The sequence below is a fragment of the Actinoplanes sp. NBC_00393 genome (assembly GCF_036053395.1).
GTDB lineage: Bacteria > Actinomycetota > Actinomycetes > Mycobacteriales > Micromonosporaceae > Actinoplanes.
Genome location: NZ_CP107942.1, coordinates 1959710 through 1981251, shown reverse-complemented (window position 1 = coordinate 1981251; position 21542 = coordinate 1959710). Strand labels below are relative to the sequence as shown.

The 21542-nt window shown below is 71.1% G+C and carries 14 protein-coding genes; 5 read left to right on the top strand and 9 right to left on the bottom strand.

What is annotated here, in order from left to right; translation table 11 throughout:
• Positions 1 to 11 precede the first annotated feature (11 nt).
• Positions 12 to 2951 (bottom strand): OmpL47-type beta-barrel domain-containing protein, encoded by a 2940-nt coding sequence (locus OHA21_RS09015; protein WP_328472122.1) that lies wholly within the window; start codon positions 2949 to 2951, stop codon positions 12 to 14.
• A gap of 13 nt (positions 2952 to 2964) precedes the next feature.
• Positions 2965 to 8340 carry an Ig-like domain-containing protein gene (locus OHA21_RS09010; RefSeq protein ID WP_328472120.1) on the bottom strand — a complete coding sequence of 1792 codons (5376 nt, stop codon included), beginning with the start codon at positions 8338 to 8340 and terminating at the stop codon, positions 2965 to 2967.
• A 319-nt stretch (positions 8341 to 8659) separates the two neighbouring features.
• Here OHA21_RS09010 and OHA21_RS09005 point away from each other — a divergent pair, with 319 nt between their 5' ends.
• Positions 8660 to 9391: a phosphotransferase gene (locus OHA21_RS09005; protein ID WP_328472118.1), complete on the top strand. Its 732-nt coding sequence runs from the start codon at positions 8660 to 8662 to the stop codon at positions 9389 to 9391.
• Here OHA21_RS09005 and OHA21_RS09000 read toward each other — a convergent pair.
• Together OHA21_RS09000 and OHA21_RS08995 are read right to left on the bottom strand one after the other, a co-directional pair.
• Positions 9340 to 10230, bottom strand: a complete 891-nt coding sequence (locus OHA21_RS09000) for an oxidoreductase (protein ID WP_328472116.1) — start codon at positions 10228 to 10230, stop codon at positions 9340 to 9342. The genes OHA21_RS09005 and OHA21_RS09000 overlap by 52 nt on opposite strands.
• A 77-nt stretch (positions 10231 to 10307) precedes the next feature.
• Positions 10308 to 11528, bottom strand: a complete 1221-nt coding sequence (locus OHA21_RS08995; RefSeq protein WP_328472114.1) for a CehA/McbA family metallohydrolase — start codon at positions 11526 to 11528, stop codon at positions 10308 to 10310.
• A gap of 103 nt (positions 11529 to 11631) precedes the next feature.
• On the opposite strand from OHA21_RS08995, the gene OHA21_RS08990 reads away from it, so the two are divergent.
• Positions 11632 to 13656, top strand: a complete 2025-nt coding sequence (locus OHA21_RS08990; RefSeq protein ID WP_328472112.1) for a hypothetical protein — start codon at positions 11632 to 11634, stop codon at positions 13654 to 13656.
• A 169-nt stretch (positions 13657 to 13825) separates the two neighbouring features.
• Here the strand turns inward: OHA21_RS08990 and OHA21_RS08985 are convergent, their stop codons facing one another.
• Positions 13826 to 14338, bottom strand: coding sequence for a hypothetical protein (locus OHA21_RS08985; protein ID WP_328472110.1), 513 nt, complete (start codon positions 14336 to 14338; stop codon positions 13826 to 13828).
• Between the two features lie 103 nt (positions 14339 to 14441).
• Here OHA21_RS08985 and OHA21_RS08980 point away from each other — a divergent pair, with 103 nt between their 5' ends.
• The 3 genes from OHA21_RS08980 to OHA21_RS08970 all read left to right on the top strand — a co-directional run bounded on the left by OHA21_RS08980 (position 14442) and on the right by OHA21_RS08970 (position 16930).
• Positions 14442 to 15296 (top strand): SPFH domain-containing protein, encoded by an 855-nt coding sequence (locus tag OHA21_RS08980; RefSeq protein ID WP_328472108.1) that lies wholly within the window; start codon positions 14442 to 14444, stop codon positions 15294 to 15296.
• Positions 15297 to 15336: 40 nt separating this feature from the next.
• Entirely contained in the window at positions 15337 to 15525 is a 189-nt protein-coding gene (locus tag OHA21_RS08975) for a hypothetical protein (RefSeq protein WP_328472106.1), read from the top strand.
• 217 nt (positions 15526 to 15742) lie between these two features.
• Complete coding sequence (locus OHA21_RS08970) at positions 15743 to 16930, top strand: amidohydrolase (RefSeq protein WP_328472104.1); 1188 nt, start codon at positions 15743 to 15745, stop codon at positions 16928 to 16930.
• An 11-nt stretch (positions 16931 to 16941) separates the two neighbouring features.
• Here the strand turns inward: OHA21_RS08970 and OHA21_RS08965 are convergent, their stop codons facing one another.
• The 4 genes from OHA21_RS08965 to OHA21_RS08950 form a co-directional block, all read right to left on the bottom strand.
• Positions 16942 to 19050, bottom strand: a complete 2109-nt coding sequence (locus tag OHA21_RS08965) for a WD40 repeat domain-containing protein (protein ID WP_328472102.1) — start codon at positions 19048 to 19050, stop codon at positions 16942 to 16944.
• A gap of 153 nt (positions 19051 to 19203) precedes the next feature.
• Positions 19204 to 19668, bottom strand: a complete 465-nt coding sequence (locus OHA21_RS08960) for a DUF1203 domain-containing protein (RefSeq protein WP_328472100.1) — start codon at positions 19666 to 19668, stop codon at positions 19204 to 19206.
• Between the two features lie 56 nt (positions 19669 to 19724).
• Entirely contained in the window at positions 19725 to 20381 is a 657-nt protein-coding gene (locus tag OHA21_RS08955) for a response regulator transcription factor (protein WP_328472098.1), read from the bottom strand.
• Positions 20378 to 21523 carry a sensor histidine kinase gene (locus OHA21_RS08950; RefSeq protein ID WP_328472096.1) on the bottom strand — a complete coding sequence of 382 codons (1146 nt, stop codon included), beginning with the start codon at positions 21521 to 21523 and terminating at the stop codon, positions 20378 to 20380. The genes OHA21_RS08955 and OHA21_RS08950 overlap by 4 nt, the downstream gene beginning before the upstream one ends.
• Positions 21524 to 21542: the final 19 nt, after the last annotated feature.

Here is a 21542-nt window from a genome sequence, read left to right as displayed (position 1 = left end):
GGGCGGGAGAATCAGCAGGTGAGCGCGGGATAGGCAGCCGAGACGCCGTTGGCGGTCACGGCGCCTGACGGCACCGAGGAAGCCCGCACGGCGAAGGCTTGATAGGCATGGGCGCCGGGCGCGACCGCGGAGAAGACCCGTTTGCCGTACGCCGAAACGACCTCGATCTCGAGCGGCTGATCGTCGTCGTTGCGGGCCGTGACCGCGACATACGCCTTCCCCGCGATGCACCGCGGCTGGGCGCTGACGGTGACCGGCGTCGCGCTCTCCTCGGCGAACACCCGCCATTCGGTGATCGCCACCGCCGAGTAGGTCGTCCCGTTGCCGTTCGCGCTGATCATGGCCCGCAGACGCGACGTGGTGACCGGCGAGAAGGTGACCGTGTTGAACGCGGTGGTGCTGGTCCCGTACGTCCCGGCGATGTCCTGCCAGGCCGTCCCGTCCCAGTGCTGGAGTTTCCAGCTGTCCGGTGCCGCGACCCCGTCACCGGTGCCCGGCTCGGAGTCGCGCCAGAACTTCAGCTCGGCGCCGGTGAGCCGGATCGGGCGGGCCCAGTCGTACTGGACCCACTGGCTGGCCGGCCGGGTCCCCGACCAGGTGCCCCAGAGCTGCGCCTGCGACGGGCTCGCCGGGTCCGCGTCGTCGTTGAGGGCGGCGACATTGTTCCAGCCCGCGGTGTACGAGGCGGTCGGCACCGCGATCGGCGCGACGTTGCCGGTCAGCGGCCCGGACAGGTCGGCCGGGATGGTGATCGTCTTCGCGGTCGACGCGTTGCCGGCCTTGTCGACGGCCCGGTAGCTGACCGTGTGCTTGGCCGCGTCCGGTGCGCTGACCGGTCCGGCGTAGGCGGTCCAGGCGCCGGTGCCGATGGCGTACTCGATGCGGTCGACGCCGGAGGTCGCGTCGGTGGCGGTGACGGTCACCTTCCGGTCCGACTCGGTGGCGGTGCTGGTCGGTGCGATGTCGACGTCGAGGGTGGCCGGCGCCGAGGTGTTGCCGGCCCGGTCGGTCGCGGTGGCGGTCACGGTGTGCCGGCCGTCTCCGCTGATCGTGGTCTCGGCGTGGCGAACCGGTGAGGTCGTCTCCCCGTTCAGGGTGATCGTCATCCGGCCGCCACGGTCGTCGACGGCGTCCGCGCGTACCCGGACCGAGGACCGGAACCACCCGGCGGCGCCCGCCGAACCGCTCGGAGTGAGCACCACCTCGGGTGGGGTTTCGTCGCCCTCGGTGTCGCCCGGCGAGATCACCGTGACCGTCGCGGTGATCTTCCCGGCGGCGTAGCCGAGGACGCTGCCCTCGACGGTGAACGTGCCCGGCTGCGCCACGTCCTCGGCGGTGACCGGGTCCCAGTAGACCGGGATGCGCAGGTCACCGACCGGAACCGTGCCGGGCAGGGCGGTCTCCCCCACCTCGACGGTGATCGCCGGCGCGGTCACCGAGGACGGCTGGGCGGCCAGGATCTTCCACTCCTCGACCGCGACCGCCGAGTACGTGCTGCCGTTGGTCGACGCGTCGAACACCGCCCGGACCTGCGTGGTCGTGACCGGGTCGAAGCTGGTGTCCTGGAAGCCCTGCGTGCCGGTGGGATAGCCGCTCGGGTTCGGCACGTCCGTCCACTGCCCGTTCCAGTACTGGATCCTCCACGTGGCCGGGGCGGCGACGCCGACGCCGGTGCCCTGCGGCTGGTCGTTCCAGAACTCGATCTGTGAGCCGGTGATCCGCATCGGCTGGTCCCAGGTGTACTGGACCCACTGCTGTGGCGGGTTGCTGCCGGTCCAGGTGCCCCACATGTCCGGCGGCAGCGGGTTGGCCCGGACGATCTCGTCGTTGAGCGCCTTCACCCAGTACTGGGTGGGCACCGGCTCGTTGGAGACGGTCACCGTGGCGGCCTGGGCGATGTTCGCGCGGGGCGTGCGGTCGGCCTGCCTGGCCGGGGTCGGCACCACCGGCCTGATCCGCGGCGGGGTCTGCGTGTCGTCCCAGTCGACCTTGTCGATCGCGACTGACCTGCGGAAATGGCCGCCGCCGACGGCGTCCGCGGTGTGGTAGGCGAGATACCACTGCCCGTCGAACTCGACGATGCCCGGGTGGCTGGTGGTCGACGAGACCGGGGCCAGGATCGTGCCGCGATACGTCCACGGCCCCGTCGGCGACGGCGCTGTCGCGTAGGCGATGCACGCGTGGTAGTTCGCCGGGGTGCAGGCCGAGGTGGGTCCGGCGTTGTTCCCGGCGTACGCCAGGTAGTAGGTGCCGTTGCGCTGGAACAGCCAGGACGCCTCGAAGAAGCCGGTCAGGCCGGTGACGGTCTGCTGGGTGCCGACCGGAGTCTTCATGTCGGCCCGGAACTCCAGCATCCGCAGCTGACCGAAGGTGCCCCAGTAGACGAAGACCCGCTCACCCTCGACCAGGATCGTCGGGTCGATGTTCTCGATGGTGTTGGCGGTCGGGGTGCGCTGCGAGATGAGCGGCCCGCCGACGTGGTCGGTCCACGGGCCGGTCGGGCTGTCCGAGACGGCGACGCCGATGGCGAATTTGTTGGCGGCCGGCGAGTCACGTTCGCTGACCGGGACGTACCAGTAGTAGCGGCCGTCCGGACCGACCACGACCTGCCCGGCGTAGGCGCGGCCGGGGGTGGCCCAGGCGAAGACGGCTTCCGGGCGCATCAGCGACGGGAAATGGGTCCACTCCCCTGCTGCGACGTTGCCGGTCCGGAAGGCGCCCCACTCGTTCATGACGAAGTCGTTGACGGCCGGGCCGGCCTCGTCGTGGCCGGTGTAGATGTAGAGCTGGTCGCCGACGACCAGGGGCGCGGGGTCGGCGGAGTAGTAGGAGCCGTCCGCCAGGATCGGGTTGACGGGTTTCGGGTCGGCCGCCCGGGCCGGCGCGGCGGGTGCTGTCACCAGCAGACCTGCCGCGACCAGACCGGCGACCGCTGCTCGGAGCGGTCTCACGAGGTTCTCCTGGTTATCCGCAGCTGATGGCGGCGTAGGGCGCCCTGATCTCGGCGCCACCCGCCTTGACCGTGGCCTGGCCGGCCGGAATCGACGCCGCGCGGCTGTTGAAGGCCTGGTAGGCGGACTTTCCGGGGGCGACCCCGGCGACGGTCCGGCTGCCGTATGCGGTGATCAACTCGACCGTCGCCGGCTCCGTGCCGATGTTCTTCGCGGTCACCGCGACATACGCCCGGCCGGCGGTGCACTGCGACTTCGCCTGCACCTCGACCGTGCTCGGCGCTGCGGGTACGTCGTAGACCTCCCACTCCTGCACGCCGGGCGCGCCCTTGCCCTCCTCCGCACCGCTGGCCGTGAGCAGCGCCCGCAGTCCGGTGGTGGTGACCTTCGTGAAGGTCACCGTGTTCCACCCGGTCGCCGACGTGCCGTAGGCGCTGGGTGAGCCGACGTCCTTCCACTCGGTGCCGTCCCGGTACTGCAGCTTCCAGACGCGAGGCGGCGCCACCCCGGCCCCCGACTCGTCGAGGTCCTCGCTGAACCAGATCCGGGTCCGGTCGACCGTCACCGGCGCCGCCCAGTCCAGCTGGATCCACTGCTCACCGACCTGCGGCCAGGTGTTCCACACGTCGGTGTTCGGCCCGACCGGCCCGGTCGGCGTCACCCCGTCGGCGATGTTGTCGGCGGTGAGCCAGCCCGGCGTGTAGGACGCCGACGCGGTGCCGGTCCGCGCGACGTTCACCGGCGCCTGACCAGCGTCGATGTCCAGTGAGCCGACCGTCGAGGTGTTGCCGGCCCTATCCACCGAGCGGTACTCGACCGTGGTGGCCGCCGACCCGATCGGCACCGCGCCGTGCGCTGTCGTCCACTCGCCGCCGGGCAGCCTGTACTGCACCGCGCCGATGCCGGAGAGCGCGTCCGTCCCGGTGATCGTGACCGTGCGCTCGGCCGCGGCGAACGTGGCCTTCGCCGTGGGCGCGGTCCGGTCGATGCCGACGGTGTAGGTCGTCACCGCCGAGACGTTGCCCGCGTCGTCGGTGGCCCGCGCCCGGATCACCGTCTCGCCTTCCGCGGTGACCGGGACGGGAGCGGTGTAGTCGGTCCACTCGTCGCCGGTGGACACCTCGATCCTCGGTGATTCGTCGCGGTTGTCGGTGGCGGCCGCGGTGACGGTGACGTTCTGCGACGTCCACGGGTCCGCCGGGGACGCGGTCAGGGTGGTGACCGGTGGCACGGTGTCCTCCGGGCCGCCCGCACCCACGGTCACCGTCGCGGTGGCCGTCTTGTCCGTCCCGGCGACCTGCCCGCGCACCTCGAAGGTGCCCTCCGCGGCGTACTTCGCGGGATCGACCGGATCCCAGGTGACCGCGATGCCGCTCTGCCGCGACCCGTCGTTGTACTCGACGGTCACCCCGGGCGGCAGGGTCGGCGCGACACCCACCCGAGTGCTGACCGCCACCGGGTCGATCGTGTTGATCTGCACCGGCGCGCTGCCGCGCACCCACACGTGGGCGCGGGCGGTCAGCGTGGTGCCGGCGACGAAACCGGAGACCGTGAAGTCGCCGACCTCCGCCACGTCGTCCGGGTCGATCGCTCCCCAGGCGACCGCGACCGGCAGCCGGGTGCCGTCGGCGTAGGTCACCTCGACCGTCGCGGGCAGCGCCGGCAGCACACCGACCTGGGTACGCACGTCGACCGGCTGGATCGACGAGGCCGCCGCGGCGAACACCCGCCATTCGGAGACGCCGACCGCCGAGTAAGCCGTACCCGCCGCATTCGGCAGCGCGTTGAACGTGGCCCGCAGCCGGGTGGTGGTGACCGGGTCGAAGGACACCTCGTTCGTGCTCCCGCGCACGGTCGGATTGAACCCGACCGCCCCGGTCACGTCCTGCCACGCCGTCCCGTCCCAGTACTGCACCTTCCAGGACGGCGGCACCGCGACACCGCTGCCCCCGGTGGTGCTGTCCGACCAGAAGTCGATCGAGGCGCGGTCCACCCGTACCGCGGACGGGAAGTCGTACTGCAGCCAGCGGGTGGCCGGTTCACTGCCGGTCCAGGTGCCCCACAGGTCGGTCTGCGCGCCGCCGGTGAAGAACGCCGGCTTGCCGTCGTTGACGGCGTTCACGTTGTTCCAGCCCGCGGAGAAGCTCGCCGAGGCGGTCGCTGTCGAGGCGACGTTGATCTCGCCCTCGGACAGGGCGGTCGCGTTGACCACCACATCCTTGGTGGAGTCGCCGACGGTGAGCCGCAGCGTGTACCGGCCGGACAGGGTGAACCGGGCGACCGTGGTGGGCGCGTCGGCCGGGTCGAAGGCGACCGAGCCGCCGTCCGGCGCGTCGACGACCGACCAGCGGGCGGTCACCGGGTCGCCGGGGTTGCCGTCGTCCTGGGCCAGGCCGATCAGGCGTACCGATCCGGCCTGGCTGTAGCTGGAGTCCAGCCACGCGTCGGCGAGCGGCGGCGCGTTCACCGGGTCGGGGGCGGCGACGCCGGTGTCGAAGGCCTGGATCTCCTTGATGCCGGTCTTCGCGCCGGGGCTGTGCTGCACGGTGATCCGCAACCGCGAAGCGGTGACCGGGTCGAAACGGACCCGATTCAGGTTGCCCTGCGGATACGCCGGGAACCGGTGCTGGCCGGGAACGCGTTTCCAGCCGTCGCCGTTGTCGTACTCGACCAGGAACTGGGCGGGTGGCGCGTAGCCGGGGACGGTCGCCGTCGTGGAGGTGTTGTAAAAGTACACCCGCACGTCGTCGACCTTCTTCGAGGCTTCGAGGTCGACGGTCACCGAGTCGGAGGAATCGGGTGATCCGGCCGTACCCCAGAAGGGTTCGTTGATCGTGGTGCCGTCGACCGCGCCCGCGGCACCCCGGCCGGAAGCCGCGAAGCTCGCGGTGACCGGCCGCCCGGCGGCCAGGTTGGCCGAGCCGGTGCTGGCCGGGGCGATGTCGGCGCCCGCCTTGGCCATCACGTCGACGATGCGTGCGCCGGCCGGGAAGGTGACGTCCTGCGGCGCTTTCACGCTTTTCTGCGCCGCGTTGGTCACCGTGATCCCGGGTGCCGCCGTGACCGCACCCGTGGCCGGGTCGTAGACGAGTTTGCCCAGCTTGTCGGCGGTGAAAGCGAGCTCGCCGTCCAGGTAGACCGAGTAGCCGTCGGGTGCCGTGTCGTAGTGGTCGGGGCCGCCGGGCGCGTCCCAGACCACGGTCAGGTCCCGGTCGCGGTAGCGGATGTTGTTGGCCGTGAAGTGGTCCCAGCCGATGTCGATCGGGTCCAGCTCGATCTTCGCGTCATCGCGCGGCCGCAGGCCCATCGCGTCCTCGATGACGGTGAAGTTGGTGGCGCCCAGGATGGTGTGGTGGATCCATGAGCGGTAGCCGATGCTCTGGTTCGCCGCCGAACCGTCGGCCCAGAACTCGTTCTGGTCCGGATACCGGTTGTCGCCGTTGTTCTGGTAGTGCGCCCAGGCGTTCCAGTAGAGCAGCTTCTTGTACCACTCCGCGTTGAGGTAGTCGGTCGGGTAGTTGCGCAGCACCGACGACAGCATCCGGAACGTCACCGTCGAGTTGATCACCGAGAAGTTGTTGCTGCCGGGCTCGCCGGCCTCGGCGGCGGCCTTCTTGTCGGCCTGGTTCGCCGTGGTGAACGGGAAGATCGGGTACTGCTCGTCGTCGGCGAACAGCCGCAGCGCCTCCCGGTACTCGGCGGTGTTCGGCATCAGCCCGACCGAGAACGGGTAATAGTTGTTGATCTCCTTCCACGGCACGAACTCGTCGGTGGCGACGTGCCGGTGCTCGAGCAGCTTGCGGTCCGGGTTCCAGAGATGTTCCAGTACCGCGGCCTTGATCTGCTCGGCGAAGGCCTCCATCTCGGCGGCCTTCGCGGTGTTGCCCGCGACCCGGTAAGCGTTCGCCGAGGCCAGCGCGTTGGAGTAGAGGTACGCGTTCTCGGTGCGGTCCAGGTAGCCCGGCTTCCAGTGGAACGACACCGCGTCGGCATCGTTGCCGGTCATCGCGCCCCAGTTGTACTCGATCAGCCCGTTGCCGTCGAAGTCGTACGCCTCCTGCAGCCCCTTGACGTCGTTCTCCGCGTACTCGGCCAGGTTCTTCGCGATCGCCTTCGGCCCGCCGTGCAGCTGGTAGGAGCGCCAGGCCGCCTCGGAGATGTACTGGGTGTAGCTGTTCGACCAGTTCGCCGGGTCACCCGGGTTGTCCACGTACTTCGAGCTCTTCGCGGTCTCCCCCGCCGACACCCACGGCCCGTACGAGTACACCGGGTCCCGGAAGTACTTGAGGTCGTCGACGAACATGCCGACGGTGAGAACGATCGCGTTGTTGTACCCGAGCACACCCTCCATCGAGGTCGGGAACTGGTAGTCGTTGCCCGGGATGTCGGCGTCGAGGAAGTTGTACCGCATCAGCCACCAGCGGTAGAACAACGTCTTGTCGATGTTGTCCTCGGGGGTGTCCAGGTAGGGCACGTTCTGCGCCCACCAGCGGTTGTAGGCGGTCACGTGATCGGTGAACGACGCCGCCGGGGCCAGGCCGCGGTACTTCTCGTACTCGGCGGCTGACGCCGGGACCTCCTTCGCCACGAAGCCGAGCTGCACCTTGGTGCGCACCGGCCCGGTCGCGGGAACGGACACGGTCTGCCGCAGCGTGCCTTCGGCCGGCGTGAAGCCGTCACCGGAGAAGCGCGGGAACAGGTTGGTCAGCTTGTTGTAGGCGCGGGTCGCGCCGGTCAGTTCGCCGCCGGCATCCTCGACGGTACGCGCGAACGGCGAGCTCGCGGTCAGCGTGACGTCCTTCGCTGTCCCGTTCGTACTGGTCAGCTCCAGGGTCGTGACCGCCACGTCGGCGTCGGTGATGAACTTGGTCTGCACCACCCGCAGCCCGGCGGCCGCGCTGGCGAACACGCCGCGCCAGTAACTGGGGGTCTGCTTGCGCTGGGCGGCGTCCTCGGTGAGCGCCACGTCCGCGCCGCCGACCGAGGCGGTGATCGTGTACGCGCCCTGCCCACCCCCGATCGTGTCGACATAGGCGATCTCGCCGCCGAAACCGAGCACGCCGGGCTGGTGGGTCTTCATGAACACGGCCCGGCCGCGGCTGAACAGGTACTGGTTGGCGTCCCCGTTGGACCCGCCCGGCTGGTTGCCGGTGCGGGCCAGCATCCGGTCGATCCAGAAGTCCTGATCGGAGTCGCTGCCCGCGCCGGCGGCCACATCGGCGTCGAAAACGGCCTGCAGCTGGTTGCGGGCATGGAATCCGGTGCGGTCGTCGGGCACCGGGGTCGCGTCGCCCTTGAAGACGGGGTACGGGGTGTCCGCGTTCGGCGCCGCCTCGGCGGAGAGCGGGGCGACGCCGATCAGCAGGAGCCCGGCCAGGACGGCGGCCACGCTCCGGGTTCTGCGGGATTTCGGTACGGCTGGCGTTGTCACGAGCGGACGCCTTCCTTCGGACGGTGGACCCGCCGCGGACGGTGGAATCCCCGGCAGGCGCGACGAAGCACGTTCGACGAAAACCTTTTCGGCATCGTGGCAGCGAGCAACGGCCCTGTCAACAGATTCGTTTTCGCTGCTGGCATGCTGGTCCATGTTGACCGTCTGCGATGTACTCTCAACACGTCCGAAACAGCTTTACGAACGGCGTGCCGGCCTCCGGCGTACTGTGGATCAGCGCCGCACTGGCCGCGCTCACCGTGAGGCAGGAGCAGACATGGCGAACCCGGAGCCGCTCCGAGGCGGTTTCATAGCGGACGCCGTCCGGGTCGGGGACACCGTCCGCAAGACTCCCCCGGCCGACCCCGCGTTCGTGCGCGGCCTGCTCCGCCACTTCGAAGCTCACGGCTGGGCCGGCGCGCCCCGCCACCTGGGCACCGACACCGACGGCCGGGACGTGCTGACCTTCGTCGAGGGTGACGTGCCTTGGCAGGGCGGCCCACCACCGGAGTACGTCCGTTCGCCGGCGAGCCTGGCCGCCGTCGCGCGCCTGGTTCGCGAATTCCACGACCTCACCGCCGGCACCCCACTCGCCGGCGGTCAGGACGTGGTCTGCCACAACGATCTGTCGCCGAAGAACACCGTCTACCGTGCCGGGATGCCGGTCGCGCTGATCGACTGGGACATCGCGAGCCCGGGCCCGCGCGTTCATGACGTCGCGCACGTGTGCTGGCAGTACATCGGGCTCGGCCCGGCGATCACCGACCCCGGCGAGGCACTACGACTCGTCCGGGTGGTAGCCGATGCCTACGGTCTGCCGCCCGGCGAGCCGCTGCTGGAGACCATCGCCTGGTGGCAGGACCGCTGCTGGCGTGGCATCCTCGCCGGCGCGGACGCCGGCGACCCGGCGATGATCCGGCTGCGCGATCTGGGCGCCGCGGACGAGGTCCGTGCTGCTCACCGCTGGAGCAGCGAAAACCTCCGCCGGGACCGGCCGGCCCTGGGCTGAACGGCAGCTCCCGCAGGCCGCGGGTATCGGACGCCGGTGAGGTGCTCGGACTGCTCCCAGAGTGCGGCGGCCAGGACCGGGTCGCGGGAACGACGGCTCGAGCGGACCAGCTTCGGGTTGCCCTGGCGCTGCAGGAAGCCGTCCGGGCCGACGCAGGCGCCGCCGGGGACGTCTGGCGCAGTCACCGCGTACAAAATCGGAAGTGCGCCCATCTGGACCGGCTGTGCCCGGCCGCCCGCCAGGATCTTGCCCTGCAGAGAGGTGTCCCGGCGCTGGCCCTCGGTGGCGGTGACGCCGGGGTGGGCCGCGATCGAGCGCACCGGAGCAGCCAGGCGGCGCTGCAGCTCGTAGGCGAAGAGCAGGTTGGCCAGCTTGGACTGGGCGTAGGCGAGCCAGCGCTGATAGCGGCGCGACTCCCAGTTCAGATCGGTGGAGATGCGGCCGAGCACGTGCAGGCCACTGGTGACCGTGACGACCCGGCCCCGGATACGGTCGATCAGCAGGCCGGTCAGCGCGAACGGCCCGAGATGGTTGGTGCCGATGTGCGCCTCGAAACCGTCGGCGGTCAGGCTGAACGGCACTCCCATCACCCCGGCGTTGTTCACCAGAACGTCGACCGGGCCGGGAAGTGCGTCGGCGAACGCGCGCACCGACGCCAGATCGGCCAGATCGAGAGCGCGCACCTCGGTGTCACCGTCGATCGTGGCCGCGACCGCACGGCCCCGGACCGGATCGCGGCAAGCCATGATCACCTTGGTGCCGCTGGTGGCGAGAACGCGCGACACCTGCACCCCGAGGCCGCTGGTCGCGCCGGTCACAATCGCTGTCGATGAAGTCATACCGGAACGATCCCGCACCGCGGAGAGCAGCCGCATCCCTCCCAGGGAGGTGATGCGGCTACCCCTCAGGAGGTACGTCAGGCGGTGAGCCACCAGGGGCTGGAGTACGCCACGCCCCAGTCGTTGCACGGATGACCGGCCGGGCCGGGCGACGCGTTCGCCTGGGCCGGATCGGACACGCGCAGCACCACCCACGAGCCGTCCGCCAGGTTCAGCGGCACGGTGAACTCGGTGATCCGGCCGGCCGTCGTGTCGATCACGTCGACCACCGTGGGCGCGGTACTTCCCGGACGCAGCACCTGGATCTTCAACGGCTTGCCGGCCCATTCCGGGCCACGGTCCAGGTCCACCACGAAGCGGACGTCACCCGAGGCAAAGGGCAGACTGCCACCCATCCGTACGCCCGAAGCAGTCGCATCCAGACGCAGGCCACTCACCCGGGTGGCGAAGAATCGCCGGTCCCGCAGGGCAGCGAGCACCCCGTTGCGGGTGTTCTCGACCGCCCAGACACCCGTGCGCCCCTTGCCCTCCGGGTAGCCCCACTCCGTGCCGTGCTCGTCGGTGACGCCGGTCAGCCCGGTCCGCCAGCCGGCGTTGAGGCAGGCGTTCAGCGGCGAGCTCTGCCCGCTCGACCACCCGTCGAACAGGTAGTCGTCGCCGCGATTGAACATCTCCAGCCCGACCATCTGCTCGCGCAGCGCCGCGTTGTACGCGAAGTTGTTGAACCGCAGCAGCTCACGGCCCGGATGGTTGAACCCGCCGATGCCGCCGGTCCGGGACAGCCAGTCGTACAGCCTGGACATGCTGCTGGAGCCGCCCAGATCGGTGAAGCTGCCGGTGTACCAGACGTTCACGTGCCCGAGCAGCGGATGCGACCACTCGAAACCGCGCAGCGCGGTGTAGACACCGGGCTGGTTGGCGGCGTCCGCGAGCTGGCCGGTGCGGTCCCACTCGCTGCGGGACAACCCGTTGATCGAGAGCAGCGTGGCGTGGTCGGTGAGGGCGGCCACGTCCAGGCCCGCCGAGCGCATCGACTCGAACGCCAGCGCCGGGTCGCCGTCGCCGTCCGACATCAGGGTGTGGTTGTGCAGGTCCGCGTGGACCAGACTGGTGCCCTGGCTGATCGCCGACGCCCGGGCGGCGCCGGTCGCACGGACCGGGCTCCCGTTCGTGGCGACGCCGGCGGTCTGCGCCCAGGCGCTGCCGGGCGCCGCGGCCAGCATGAGCAGGCCGCCGCTTCCGGCGATCAGGGAACGGCGGGAGAGCGGATTATGGCCGTGATGGTGATGTTCCGTCATGACGCCCCAGCCAAGTCGTCGGTCGGTAACGTAGTGATAGTAATGGATGTCACACCGGTGAACGGGCCCGGAAAGTGTCAGAGGGGGCTCGTACGGTGTCGCAGTGAGCACCGGATGGGACGAGATCGAGTGGGCGCGGTTCGAGGGCGCCTACGGGCCGGCGACCGAGACGCCGGTCATCCTGCGCGACATCGCCTCGGCGGATCCACAGGTGGCAGCCGACGGGCGATTCGAGTTCTGGTCCAGCCTGCAGCATCAGGGCAGCGTCTATCCGGCGACGGTCGTCGCGGCGCCGTTCCTGGTCGAGCTGGCCGCGCGACCAGAGACGCACGGCCGCGCCGATCTGCTGACCACGCTCGGGCAGCTGTGCGATCCGGCACGCAGCCCTGACGAGGTGCGGCCGGAGGTCCGGGCCGCGGTCTCCGCGGTCAGTGAGCGGCTGCTGCCCTGCCTCGGCGATCCGGATCCGGCGGTTCGGGAGGGTGCAGCCTTCGCGCTCGCCCACAGTGGGCCACAGCACGCGGCCGCCCTTCGGGCGCGCCACGCGGTGGAGTCGGTGCCGGCGGTGCGGGCCTCACTGCTGCTGGCCATGACTCGGTACGAGGAAGCGCCCTCGCCGGGTCCGCTGACTGAACCGTTCCCCGTTCCCGCTGCCGGTGCGTATGTGCTGGCGCGAGCCGGATTGCCGTTGAGCCCGGCAGCCGCGGCCGCCTATGAGAGGGGTGAGGTGTGGCGGGGGCCGTGGAGCGATGAGGTCAGAGGATGCCCCGCTGACGTCACACGGCTGCTCGACAACGAGGGCACCGGGGCGCTGGTCGACATGCTCGCCGAGAGCCTGTTCAAGGCTGCGCGGGTCGGAGCCGCCGAAGGTCTCCGGCACCGGTTCGAGCTGCTCAGGTCCGCGCCGGTCGAGCTGATGTCCCGGCTTGCCCCATTGTTGGAGGATCCCGATCCCGAGGTTCGGGCTGCCGCGGTCGGCGCGGCCCGGGCGGCGGGGCGGCCGGTGGCGGCGCTGGCCGGTCGGCTCACCGAGATCGCCTTGGACGGCGACGAGACCGCGCTGGAGATCCTGGTTCGGCTCGGCTCTCCTGGATGGAAGCAGCCGGCCCTGGCGATATGGGCTGAGGGTCGTGATCCGTCCGCGGCCACTTTGTTCGCCTCGCACCCGCCGGCCTTCGATGCGGAGGTCCTTTCGGTGGTTCGGACCCGGCTGGCGGCTGGCGACCGCGCTACCGATCTCGTCCAGCTCCTGCGCCGGTGGGGCCCGGCGGCCGGGGACGCGGTGCCGGACATTGTCGCCGCCTACCCACGGGCGCGAGGAGTCGCGGCCGACGCGCTGGTGGCGATCGGTTCGGCGGCGCTTCCGGCCGTGCCGGCTTTGCGGGAGCTTGCCGCTGATGGAGACATCCGGGCGGGCCACGCGGTGTGGCGCCTGACCGGCGACGCTGAAGCGCTGGTCGGCGCCGTGCTGGCCCACGACGCCCGATGCGAGCACGTCTGCCCCTGGGATTTGCGGTACGTATCCGCGGCGGGCACCGCGGTGGCCGCCTTGGTCCCTCACCTGCGGGCGCGATTGACCGGGTCTTCTGCCGGCTCTGATTTCGTTGGCGCCGCTACGGCTGGCTCGGCCGTTGACGACTCGGCTTCTTCCCTCACCGACGAGGACCGGATCGCGATCGCGGAGGTCCTCTGGAGAGCCACCGGCGACCCGGAGGAAGCGCTGCCGACCGTTACTGCGGTCCTCGACGGCAAGTTCGACAACTATGCGGCCCGTCTCGCCGCGGCCATCCCCGACCCGCGGCTCATTCCCGGTCTGCAACGCCTGTTCACCGGCGACGGCCGGTCGAGCCCAGGTTGGGGCCGCTTGGACGCGGCCCGTGCGCTGTGGCAGCTCGGCACGCCCGCGGACGATCTGGCGCCGGCCTTGCTGGCCATGGTCCAGGACTCGGGCCGCCACGACGCGGTCGACCTGATCGTCGAACTGGGCGCGGTCTCAGCGGTGCCGACCCTGCAGGATCTCGCCGAGCGAGACGAGCGGGTGATCCGCCACGGCTTCATGGACTACGTCTGGCAGGACGATGCGCTGCGCGACCACCTGCGGGAGGCCGTCACCCGACTCACCAGCTGATCCAGCCGTCAGCGCACTGCGGGGTGCTGACCGCCGTAGGGCGCGTGCGACCTCCAGCACTCCTCCGCACGCCACGAGCCGCGGGCCGCGGGCCGCGGGCCGCACGCCACGAGCCGCGGGCCGCACGCCACGAGCCGCGGGCCGCTCGCCACGAGCCGCGGGCCGCTCGTCAGCGGCCGTTGGGCGCCACGCCGCAAACCCGGCAGGCCAGGTGGGGCTCGGGGCGCTCGGTGTCGCACACCAGGCACTGCGCGCCGGCGTCGATGCCGGCGGCGTGGGCGTCGAGGACCTTGCGGACGACCTGCGCGAGCGTGCCCGGCGGACGCAGGTCGGCATCGGGGCAGTAGGCGATCCGGTGCCAGCCCCAGGAATTCCAGGGGTCCGGAGCGACGGGGAAGCGCCGGCCGGCCGCCTTCAGGCGACGACGTTCCGCGGCATGGAGGCGCATCCGGGGAAGCACCAGCTCCCTGGCCTCTTCCAGTTCGCCGATGGCCCGGGTGAGCGAGTCCGGGTCATACGCGGGATTGCGGGGGATGCCGGCCGAGGTGACCAGATGCTGCCATGTGGCGGTGAAGCCGTACGGCGCGCAGTGGTAGACGCACTCCCGCAGCGCGTAGCGGCGCTCGCGTGGGGTGAGCCCGCCGGAACGGACAAGGCGGGCCTGCGCGCGGAAGTTGGTCACCTGATCATGGTCGCCGCCCGGCGGAGGACCCGCCACCGCGATCTTGCGCTTGGCCGCGCCTGGTATCTTGGTGATATCACTTTGATACACGCGGGGAGGCGTTGTGGAACGTACTGTCTTCCGTACCTCGGGCTTTGTGGCATTGAGCGGCTGGCTGCTGCTCACGCTGGCCGGCGTCGCCGGCATCATCGGCTCGGAGCAGAACCCGGCGGTCATGATCGGGATAGGCGCCGTCTGGCTGCTGGTGACCACCGCGGTGTTCACCGGCCTGACCGTCATCGACCCGAACGAGTCGCAGGTCGTCCAGTTCTTCGGGCGCTACCTCGGCAGCATCCGGGAGCCCGGCTTCCACTGGACCGTCCCGTTGACGACCAAGCACAAGGTCACCCTGCGCGTGCGGAACTTCGAGACCGACCGGCTGAAGGTCTCCGACGCCGACGGCAACCCCGTGGAGATCGCGGCCGTGGTCGTCTGCCGAGTCGTCGACACTGCCAAGGCGAGTTTCGCGGTCGACGACTACCTCGCCTATGTCGCCGTGCAGGCGGAGGCGGCGGTGCGGCATCTGGCGACCAGCTACCCGTACGACTCGCACGACAGCGGACGGCCCAGCCTGCGTGACTCCGCGGTGGTCAGCGACGAACTGACGACCGAGCTCAGCGAGCGGGTCGCGCTCGCCGGCGTCGAGGTCATCGAGTCGCGGATCACGCATCTCGCGTACGCGCCGGAGATCGCCCAGGCGATGCTGGCCCGGCAGCAGGCCGCGGCGATCGTCGGCGCCCGCGCCAAGATCGTGGAAGGCGCGGTCGGGATGGTGTCCGGCGCGCTGGACAAGCTCCGGGCCGAACATGTCGTCGATCTGGACGAGGAGCGGAAGGCGCAGATGGTCGCGAACCTTCTCGTCGTTCTCTGCGGTGACCGCGCCGCGCAGCCGGTGGTGAACACGGGAACCCTGTACTGAGCCGCCGGCCACGTGCCTGACCGCGAGAAGCTGGTGCCTCATGCCTGAACGCAAGAAGCTTCTGCTGCGCCTGGACCCCCAGGTCTACGACGCGATCGCGCGCTGGGCCGCCGACGACCTGCGCAGCGTCAACGCGCAGATCGAGTACGCCCTGCGCACCGCGCTGCGAGCCGCGGGCCGGCCACCCCGGCCGCCCGCGGCCGAAGAGGACGACGACGCCGGCACATAGGCTCGGCCGACCGTAGATGATCACCCAAGCGCAGGCCAGCCGCGGATGATCACCCAAGCGCAAGCGCAGGCCGACCGCGGATGATCACCCAAGCGCAAGCGCAGGCCGACCGCGGATGATCACCCAAGCGCAAGCGCAGGCCGACCGCGGATGATCTCGGAGACGCATGAGGGCGCCGCCGGATCATCCGCGGCGGCGCCCGGCGCGAATCAACGACATGACTCTCGTCAATTTCTATCGGGACCTGCACGCCCATCCCGAACTCTCCATGCAGGAACACCGGACCGCCAGCAAACTCGCCGGCCAGCTGCGCGCCGCCGGCATGGACACCACCGAGGGCATCGGCGGCACCGGCGTCGCAGGGATCCTGCGCAACGGCGACGGGCCGACGGTGATGCTGCGCGCCGACATGGACGCGCTGCCGATCAATGAGGAGACCGGACTCCCGTACGCCAGCACTGTGCCCGGCGTGATGCATGCGTGCGGGCACGACCTGCATATCACCGGCCTGGCCGGGGCGGTCGCGGTGCTGGCCGGCGCGCGTACCGAATGGTCCGGAACTCTGCTCGCGGTCGGGCAGCCGGGTGAGGAGACCGCGCAGGGTGCGGCCGCGATGCTCGCCGACGGGCTGTTCGAGCGGTTCCCGCGCCCGGACGTGATCCTCGGGCAGCACGTGGGCCCGGCGCCGGTGTCGACCGTGGGGCATCGCGCCGGGCTGATGATGTCCGCGGCCCTCGACGTCGAGATCCGGATCTTCGGGCAGGGTGGGCACGGGTCGATGCCGGAGACCTGTGTGGATCCGGTGGTCACCGCCGCCTACCTGGTGACGCGCTTGCAGACCGTGGTGTCCCGCGAGATCGGGGCCGGCGAGCCGGCGGTGCTGACGGTCGGCCGCATGCATGCCGGCACCCGGGCGAACGTCATCCCGGACGAGGCGGTTCTCACCCTCAACTTACGCACGCAGGCGCAGCACGTACGCGATCGGATTCTGGCGGCCGTGCGCCGCATCGCCGACGCCGAGTGCGCAGCCTCCGGCTGCCCGCGGCCACCGCGCATCCTGATCTCCGGCGACTTTCCCACCCTGTGCAACGACGAGAAGACCGTGGCTCGGGTACGCGCAGCGCACCGCGAAATGTTCGGCCCGGCTTCGGTCCTCGACTACCCGGCCCTGATGGCGAGCGAGGACTTCCCCCGGTTCGGCGCCGACGGGATCCCGTACGCGTACTGGTTCCTCGGCGCCACTTCCCTACCGGTTTGGGACGCGGCGCCCGGCGAGTTGCCCGAGGAGAAGCTGCGCGGTGTCCCCGGCAATCACACCGCCCGCTTCGCCCCCGACATGGCCACCGTCCGCACCGCGGTCACCGCGCTGACCGTCGCCGCGCGCGAATGCCTCGGTGCGAGCTGACGTGCGGGAACTCAGATGGCTGGCAGTTCGGCACACCAGAGGTCGCGCCGGCAGGCGATGATCAGCCGCCCTGCGGGCGCCCAGGCAAGAGCAGCAGCGGGGTACGGCAGCGTGAGCCGACCGTCCTCCTTCCCGCTCCGGACGTCGATGACAGACACGCTGCAATCGGTACGCGCAATGGCCACCTTCGCCGACTCGGTCGCGGCCAATGCGGTCACCGGCTCCGCAATGTCGGCCTGCTGGTCGGTGGTCGTGCCGGTCAGCAGGTGGTGCACCCGTACCCGAGCCTCGTGCACGGTGACCATGGAAGGGCCGGCGGCAGTGGTGATCCAGGCCTGTGCCGCCTCGCCGACCTGCACGCCGAGAGCCGGGCTCGCCATCGCCGTGCCGGACTCTAGGTCCCAGAGCGTGAACGGCTCGAACATCCCGGTGATCGCGACAACCGTCCGGCCGTTCAGGCGGCCGGCTGCCAGCCCGCGCGGCGGATAGGTGCTGTCGATCGTGGCCTGCCGCTGCCCGGTTCGCAAGTCGATGACGTGGATCAGCCCGTCCGTCCCGCCGGTCAGCAGCAGCGGCCCGTACGGCACGATGATCTTCACCTCGCCGCGATGATCCACCTCGACGGGCGGCGCGGCCCGGCCGTCGACCCACCGGTGCAGCAATCCGTCCTGGACGCCGTGCAGGTCGCCACCGGCCGCAACGAGCTGAACGCGGCCGCTGTTTTCGACGGCCCGGACCACGTTCACCCGGCCCGGCAGCTTTCCAGCTGCGACGGGATCGGGTTGACCGTCGGCCGCACGCCACCGCCGCAGCACGCCGTCGGAGCCACCCGCCACCACCCAGCCATCGGGAGTCACAGCGAGACACCGAATGTCGGTCGCGCCGCCGGATGGAGCGGCTTCAAGCTGCCGCTCCGACACGATGTCGTCCGCGGCTGAGTCGGCTTCGAGCTCGAAGACCGGCACCCTGTCGTCCCCAGCCGAGTCGGCTCCCAGATGCCACACCGACACCATGTCGTCGGTGGCCGAACCGGCGAGCAACGTGCCCGGCCCGGCAGCGGTGAGGCGGGCCTGGCTGACCGGCCCGGTCAGTGGAGCCCGCAGCGGCGTTCCGGCGTCGACGTCCCACACCGCGATCGCCTCCCCGTCGTCGACGGCGACCAACCGCTCGCCACCGAGCCCGGTGACCGCGGCGATGTCACCGGGTAGCCGCAGCGGGCCGATACCCAGCCGCCGCTGCCGACCGGTGGCGATATCCCAGACGACGATGCCGCCGCCGGTGTCCCGAGCTGCGACCAGGCCGCCGGAGCCGGTTTCCGGGGACAAGCTCCGGGCGCTAGTGGCAGCGCGCGGACCATCGGAGCCAACGGCAGCGCGCGGGCCGCCAGGGCCAGCGGCGGCCGGAAGACCGGCGGCCGGAGGACCGGCGTGGGCCGCGGGGCCGGCGGCTGGCCAGGTGGCAAGAGCCGTGATGGCCGAGTCGCCGGCCGGTTCGAGGACGCCCAGCCGGGAGCCATCGGCAACGTCCCATAGCGAGAGAGTGTCGCGGCCCGCGACAGCGACCGGCCGGCCGTCGATCCGCACGACGGCGACCGCGTTCATCCGTTCGCCAGTGTGGATCGCCTGGGTTCGGCCGGTAGACAAATCGGTGCTGCGCAGAACCCCGTCCCAACCCGCGGTGACCACCACAGTGCCGTCGACAGCGATGCCCTGCACCTGGACCGTGTCGTCATGCCCGGCGAGAGACCCGATCCGGCGCCCGGCGGCGAGGTCGACCAGCTTCGGCGGCCGGGCCCAGTCCCCGACCACGGCCAGCGGGTGCCCGTCCATCTCCACGACGGCCAGCAGCGCCGGATAGCCCGTGCCGTTGTCGCAGACGCCGGACACCGTACGGATCAGGGTGCCGGTCGCCCGGTCCCAGACCCGCAGGCCCGGTTCCGGGCACCGCTCGAAGTGCAGTTCGCCGAGCTCGCAGTCGAAGTCCTCGTGCTCGTCCACCAGCGTCACCACGACCTCGCGGCCGTCCACGACCGCGGCGGCAACCGCGGACGGCTGCGCTGCCCGGAACACCTGCCGCAACGCCGGATCGGGGCCCTGATCGGTGGTCCACACGATGCGCACCCGGCGATGGTAGAGCCACACGCTGCTCCCCGGGGCCGCGCTGAGCCAGGTCAGCGAACAGGCTTGCCCGGCGCGCTGAGCCGGATGAGCGAACGGGGAAGTGCTGCGGCTGATCCAGGTCAGCGATCGGGCATGCGCTCTCGCGGCGTCGCGTCAGCGATCAGGGACGATCGCGAGCATGAAACAGCCGTAGGCGACGTTGCGGGTGTGGATCAGCGTCACGGCCGGATCGGCGAGGATGGCCTCGATCGCCGCCTCCGGGTCGGTGCCGTCGTCGACCCTGGTCGCCGGGTGGATCCAGCCTCGGGCGTCATACGCACGCAGGATCTGCGGCCGCCCGCGCCACGCCGCCGGGTAGCGCGAATCCGACGGCGGCCCGGCGCAGGGTGCGGCGTGGGTGAAGACCGCGCCGATCTCCCGGTATGGGCTGGCCGGCAGCGGCGGTTCGTAGCCGAACAGGATCAGGTCCTCGCCGGCCGTGGCGTCGCGGTGACAACAGCGCAGCGGCTCGCCGCCGGAGGCCATGACTCCCTCCGCGGGATTGCCCGAGGCGTCGAGGCCACTGGCGCGGACCTCGTCGAGAACAGAGCTGGGAATGGCGTCGATGCGGTAACTCATGTCCTCATCGTCGGCGGCCCGGCGGCGGGCGTCTGGCGGGAATCGGTCGTCGCGTCTCACCCCTCGCCCGGGATGATCAGGCCGCTGGAGTACGCGTACGCAATGGCTTTCGCCCGATCGCGCAGGCCCAGCTTGTCCAGCGCGCGGCCCAGGTGGGTCTTCACCGTCGTCTCGCCGAGATGCAAGGCGGCGGCGATCTCGGTGTTCGACAGGCCGCGCCCGACCAGGGCCAGCACCTCGGCCTCGCGCGGGGTGAGCTGGTCCAGCGCCGGGTCGCGGCGCCGGGCCTGCGGGGTGCCGGCGTAACGGGTGATGATCCGCGGGACCACCGCCGGGTCGAGCAGTCCGCGCCCGGCCGCCACCTCGCGCAGCGCGTCGAGCAGCTGCTCGGGTGGCGACACCTTCAGCAGGAAACCGGCGACTCCGGCCCGCAGGGCGCCGTCGACCAGGACCTCCTCGTCGAAGGTGGTGAGCACGAGTACCCGTACCCCCGGGTGTTTCTCGGCTATCTGCCGGGCCGCGCCGATGCCGTCCAGGCCGGGCATGCGAGCGTCCATCAGGACGACGTCGGGCTGCAGTTTCTCGACCTGCCGGACCGCCTCGTTGCCGTCGGCGGCCTCGCCGACGACCTCCATGTCCGCCTCGTCGGAGAGGAGCATCCGCAGGCCGGCCCGCATGATCGCCTCGTCGTCGGCGAGCAGCACCCGGATCATCGGGCCACCTCCAGCGGGAACGTGGCGTTCACCCGGTAGCCGCCCTCGTCGCGCGGCCCGGTCTGCAGCCGGCCGCCGAACAGGCCGACCCGCTCGCGCATGCCGACCAGGCCGTGACCGCCGGCCTTTCCGGTGGGTGCGCCGGTTCCGCGGCCATTGTCGGTCACGGTCAATTCCACCTCGTTCTTCCGGTACGCGACCTCGACGGCCGCCCTACTCGCCTCGGCGTGCCGCAGCACATTCGTCAGCGCTTCCTGGGTGACCCGGTAGGCGGACATGTCCAGCGCGGCCGGCAGCTCCGCCGGATCGCCGCTGATCGTCAGGTCCACCTCGAGGCCCGCCGCCCGCACGTGGTCGAGCAGGTCGTCGAGGCGGCGCAGCGACGGCGCCGGCCCCAGCCCGTCGCTGTCGTCCGGGCGCAGCAGGCCGACCACCCGGCGGATCTCCTCGACGCTGCGCCGGCCCAGCTCCTCGACCTGGGCCAAGGCGTCCCGCTCCACCGGCCGGTCGGAGAGCCGCCGCCGCAGCACCCCGGCCTGCATGGTCATCACGCTGACCGTGTGGGCGACCGCGTCGTGCAGCTCCCGGGAGATCCGGGCGCGTTCCTCGTCGACCGCGGTGCGCGCCCGGGCCTCCCGCTCGGTGGCCAGTTGGGCGGCGAGCTCGGCGAGCTGCGCGGACCGGTACTGCTCGCGGCGCAGCAGCGCGCCGACACTCCAGCCGAACAGGCCGAGCACCGCGAAGAACACGAACTCCCAGGAGGTCTCCCCGGCGATGTACAGCGCGGTCGCGGGCACGACGACCGCGAGCACCGCGGCCGGCACGGTCTGCCGGGCGGGTCGCCGGAAGGCCGCATGGGCGACCAGCACCAGCTGCGCGATCAGCTGCGAGCCACCCACCCCGGGCAGATCCATGATCAATGCGTACGGCACGACGAGCACCGAAAGCACCATGGCAGCGATCGGGAAGAAAGCGGCCAGCGGGAAGCAGGCGAACAGCACCAGCGCCGCGCTGAACTCCCCAGCGCCCGGACCGCCCGGCACCTTGTCCCCGGTCATCTCGGCGACCGCGACGACGGCCCACAGCATCCCGGCGAACAGGCCGGTCAGAAGCCACTGCCGCCGGCTGCTTGGTCCCCGCACGCGTACGCCCCCTTCCTTT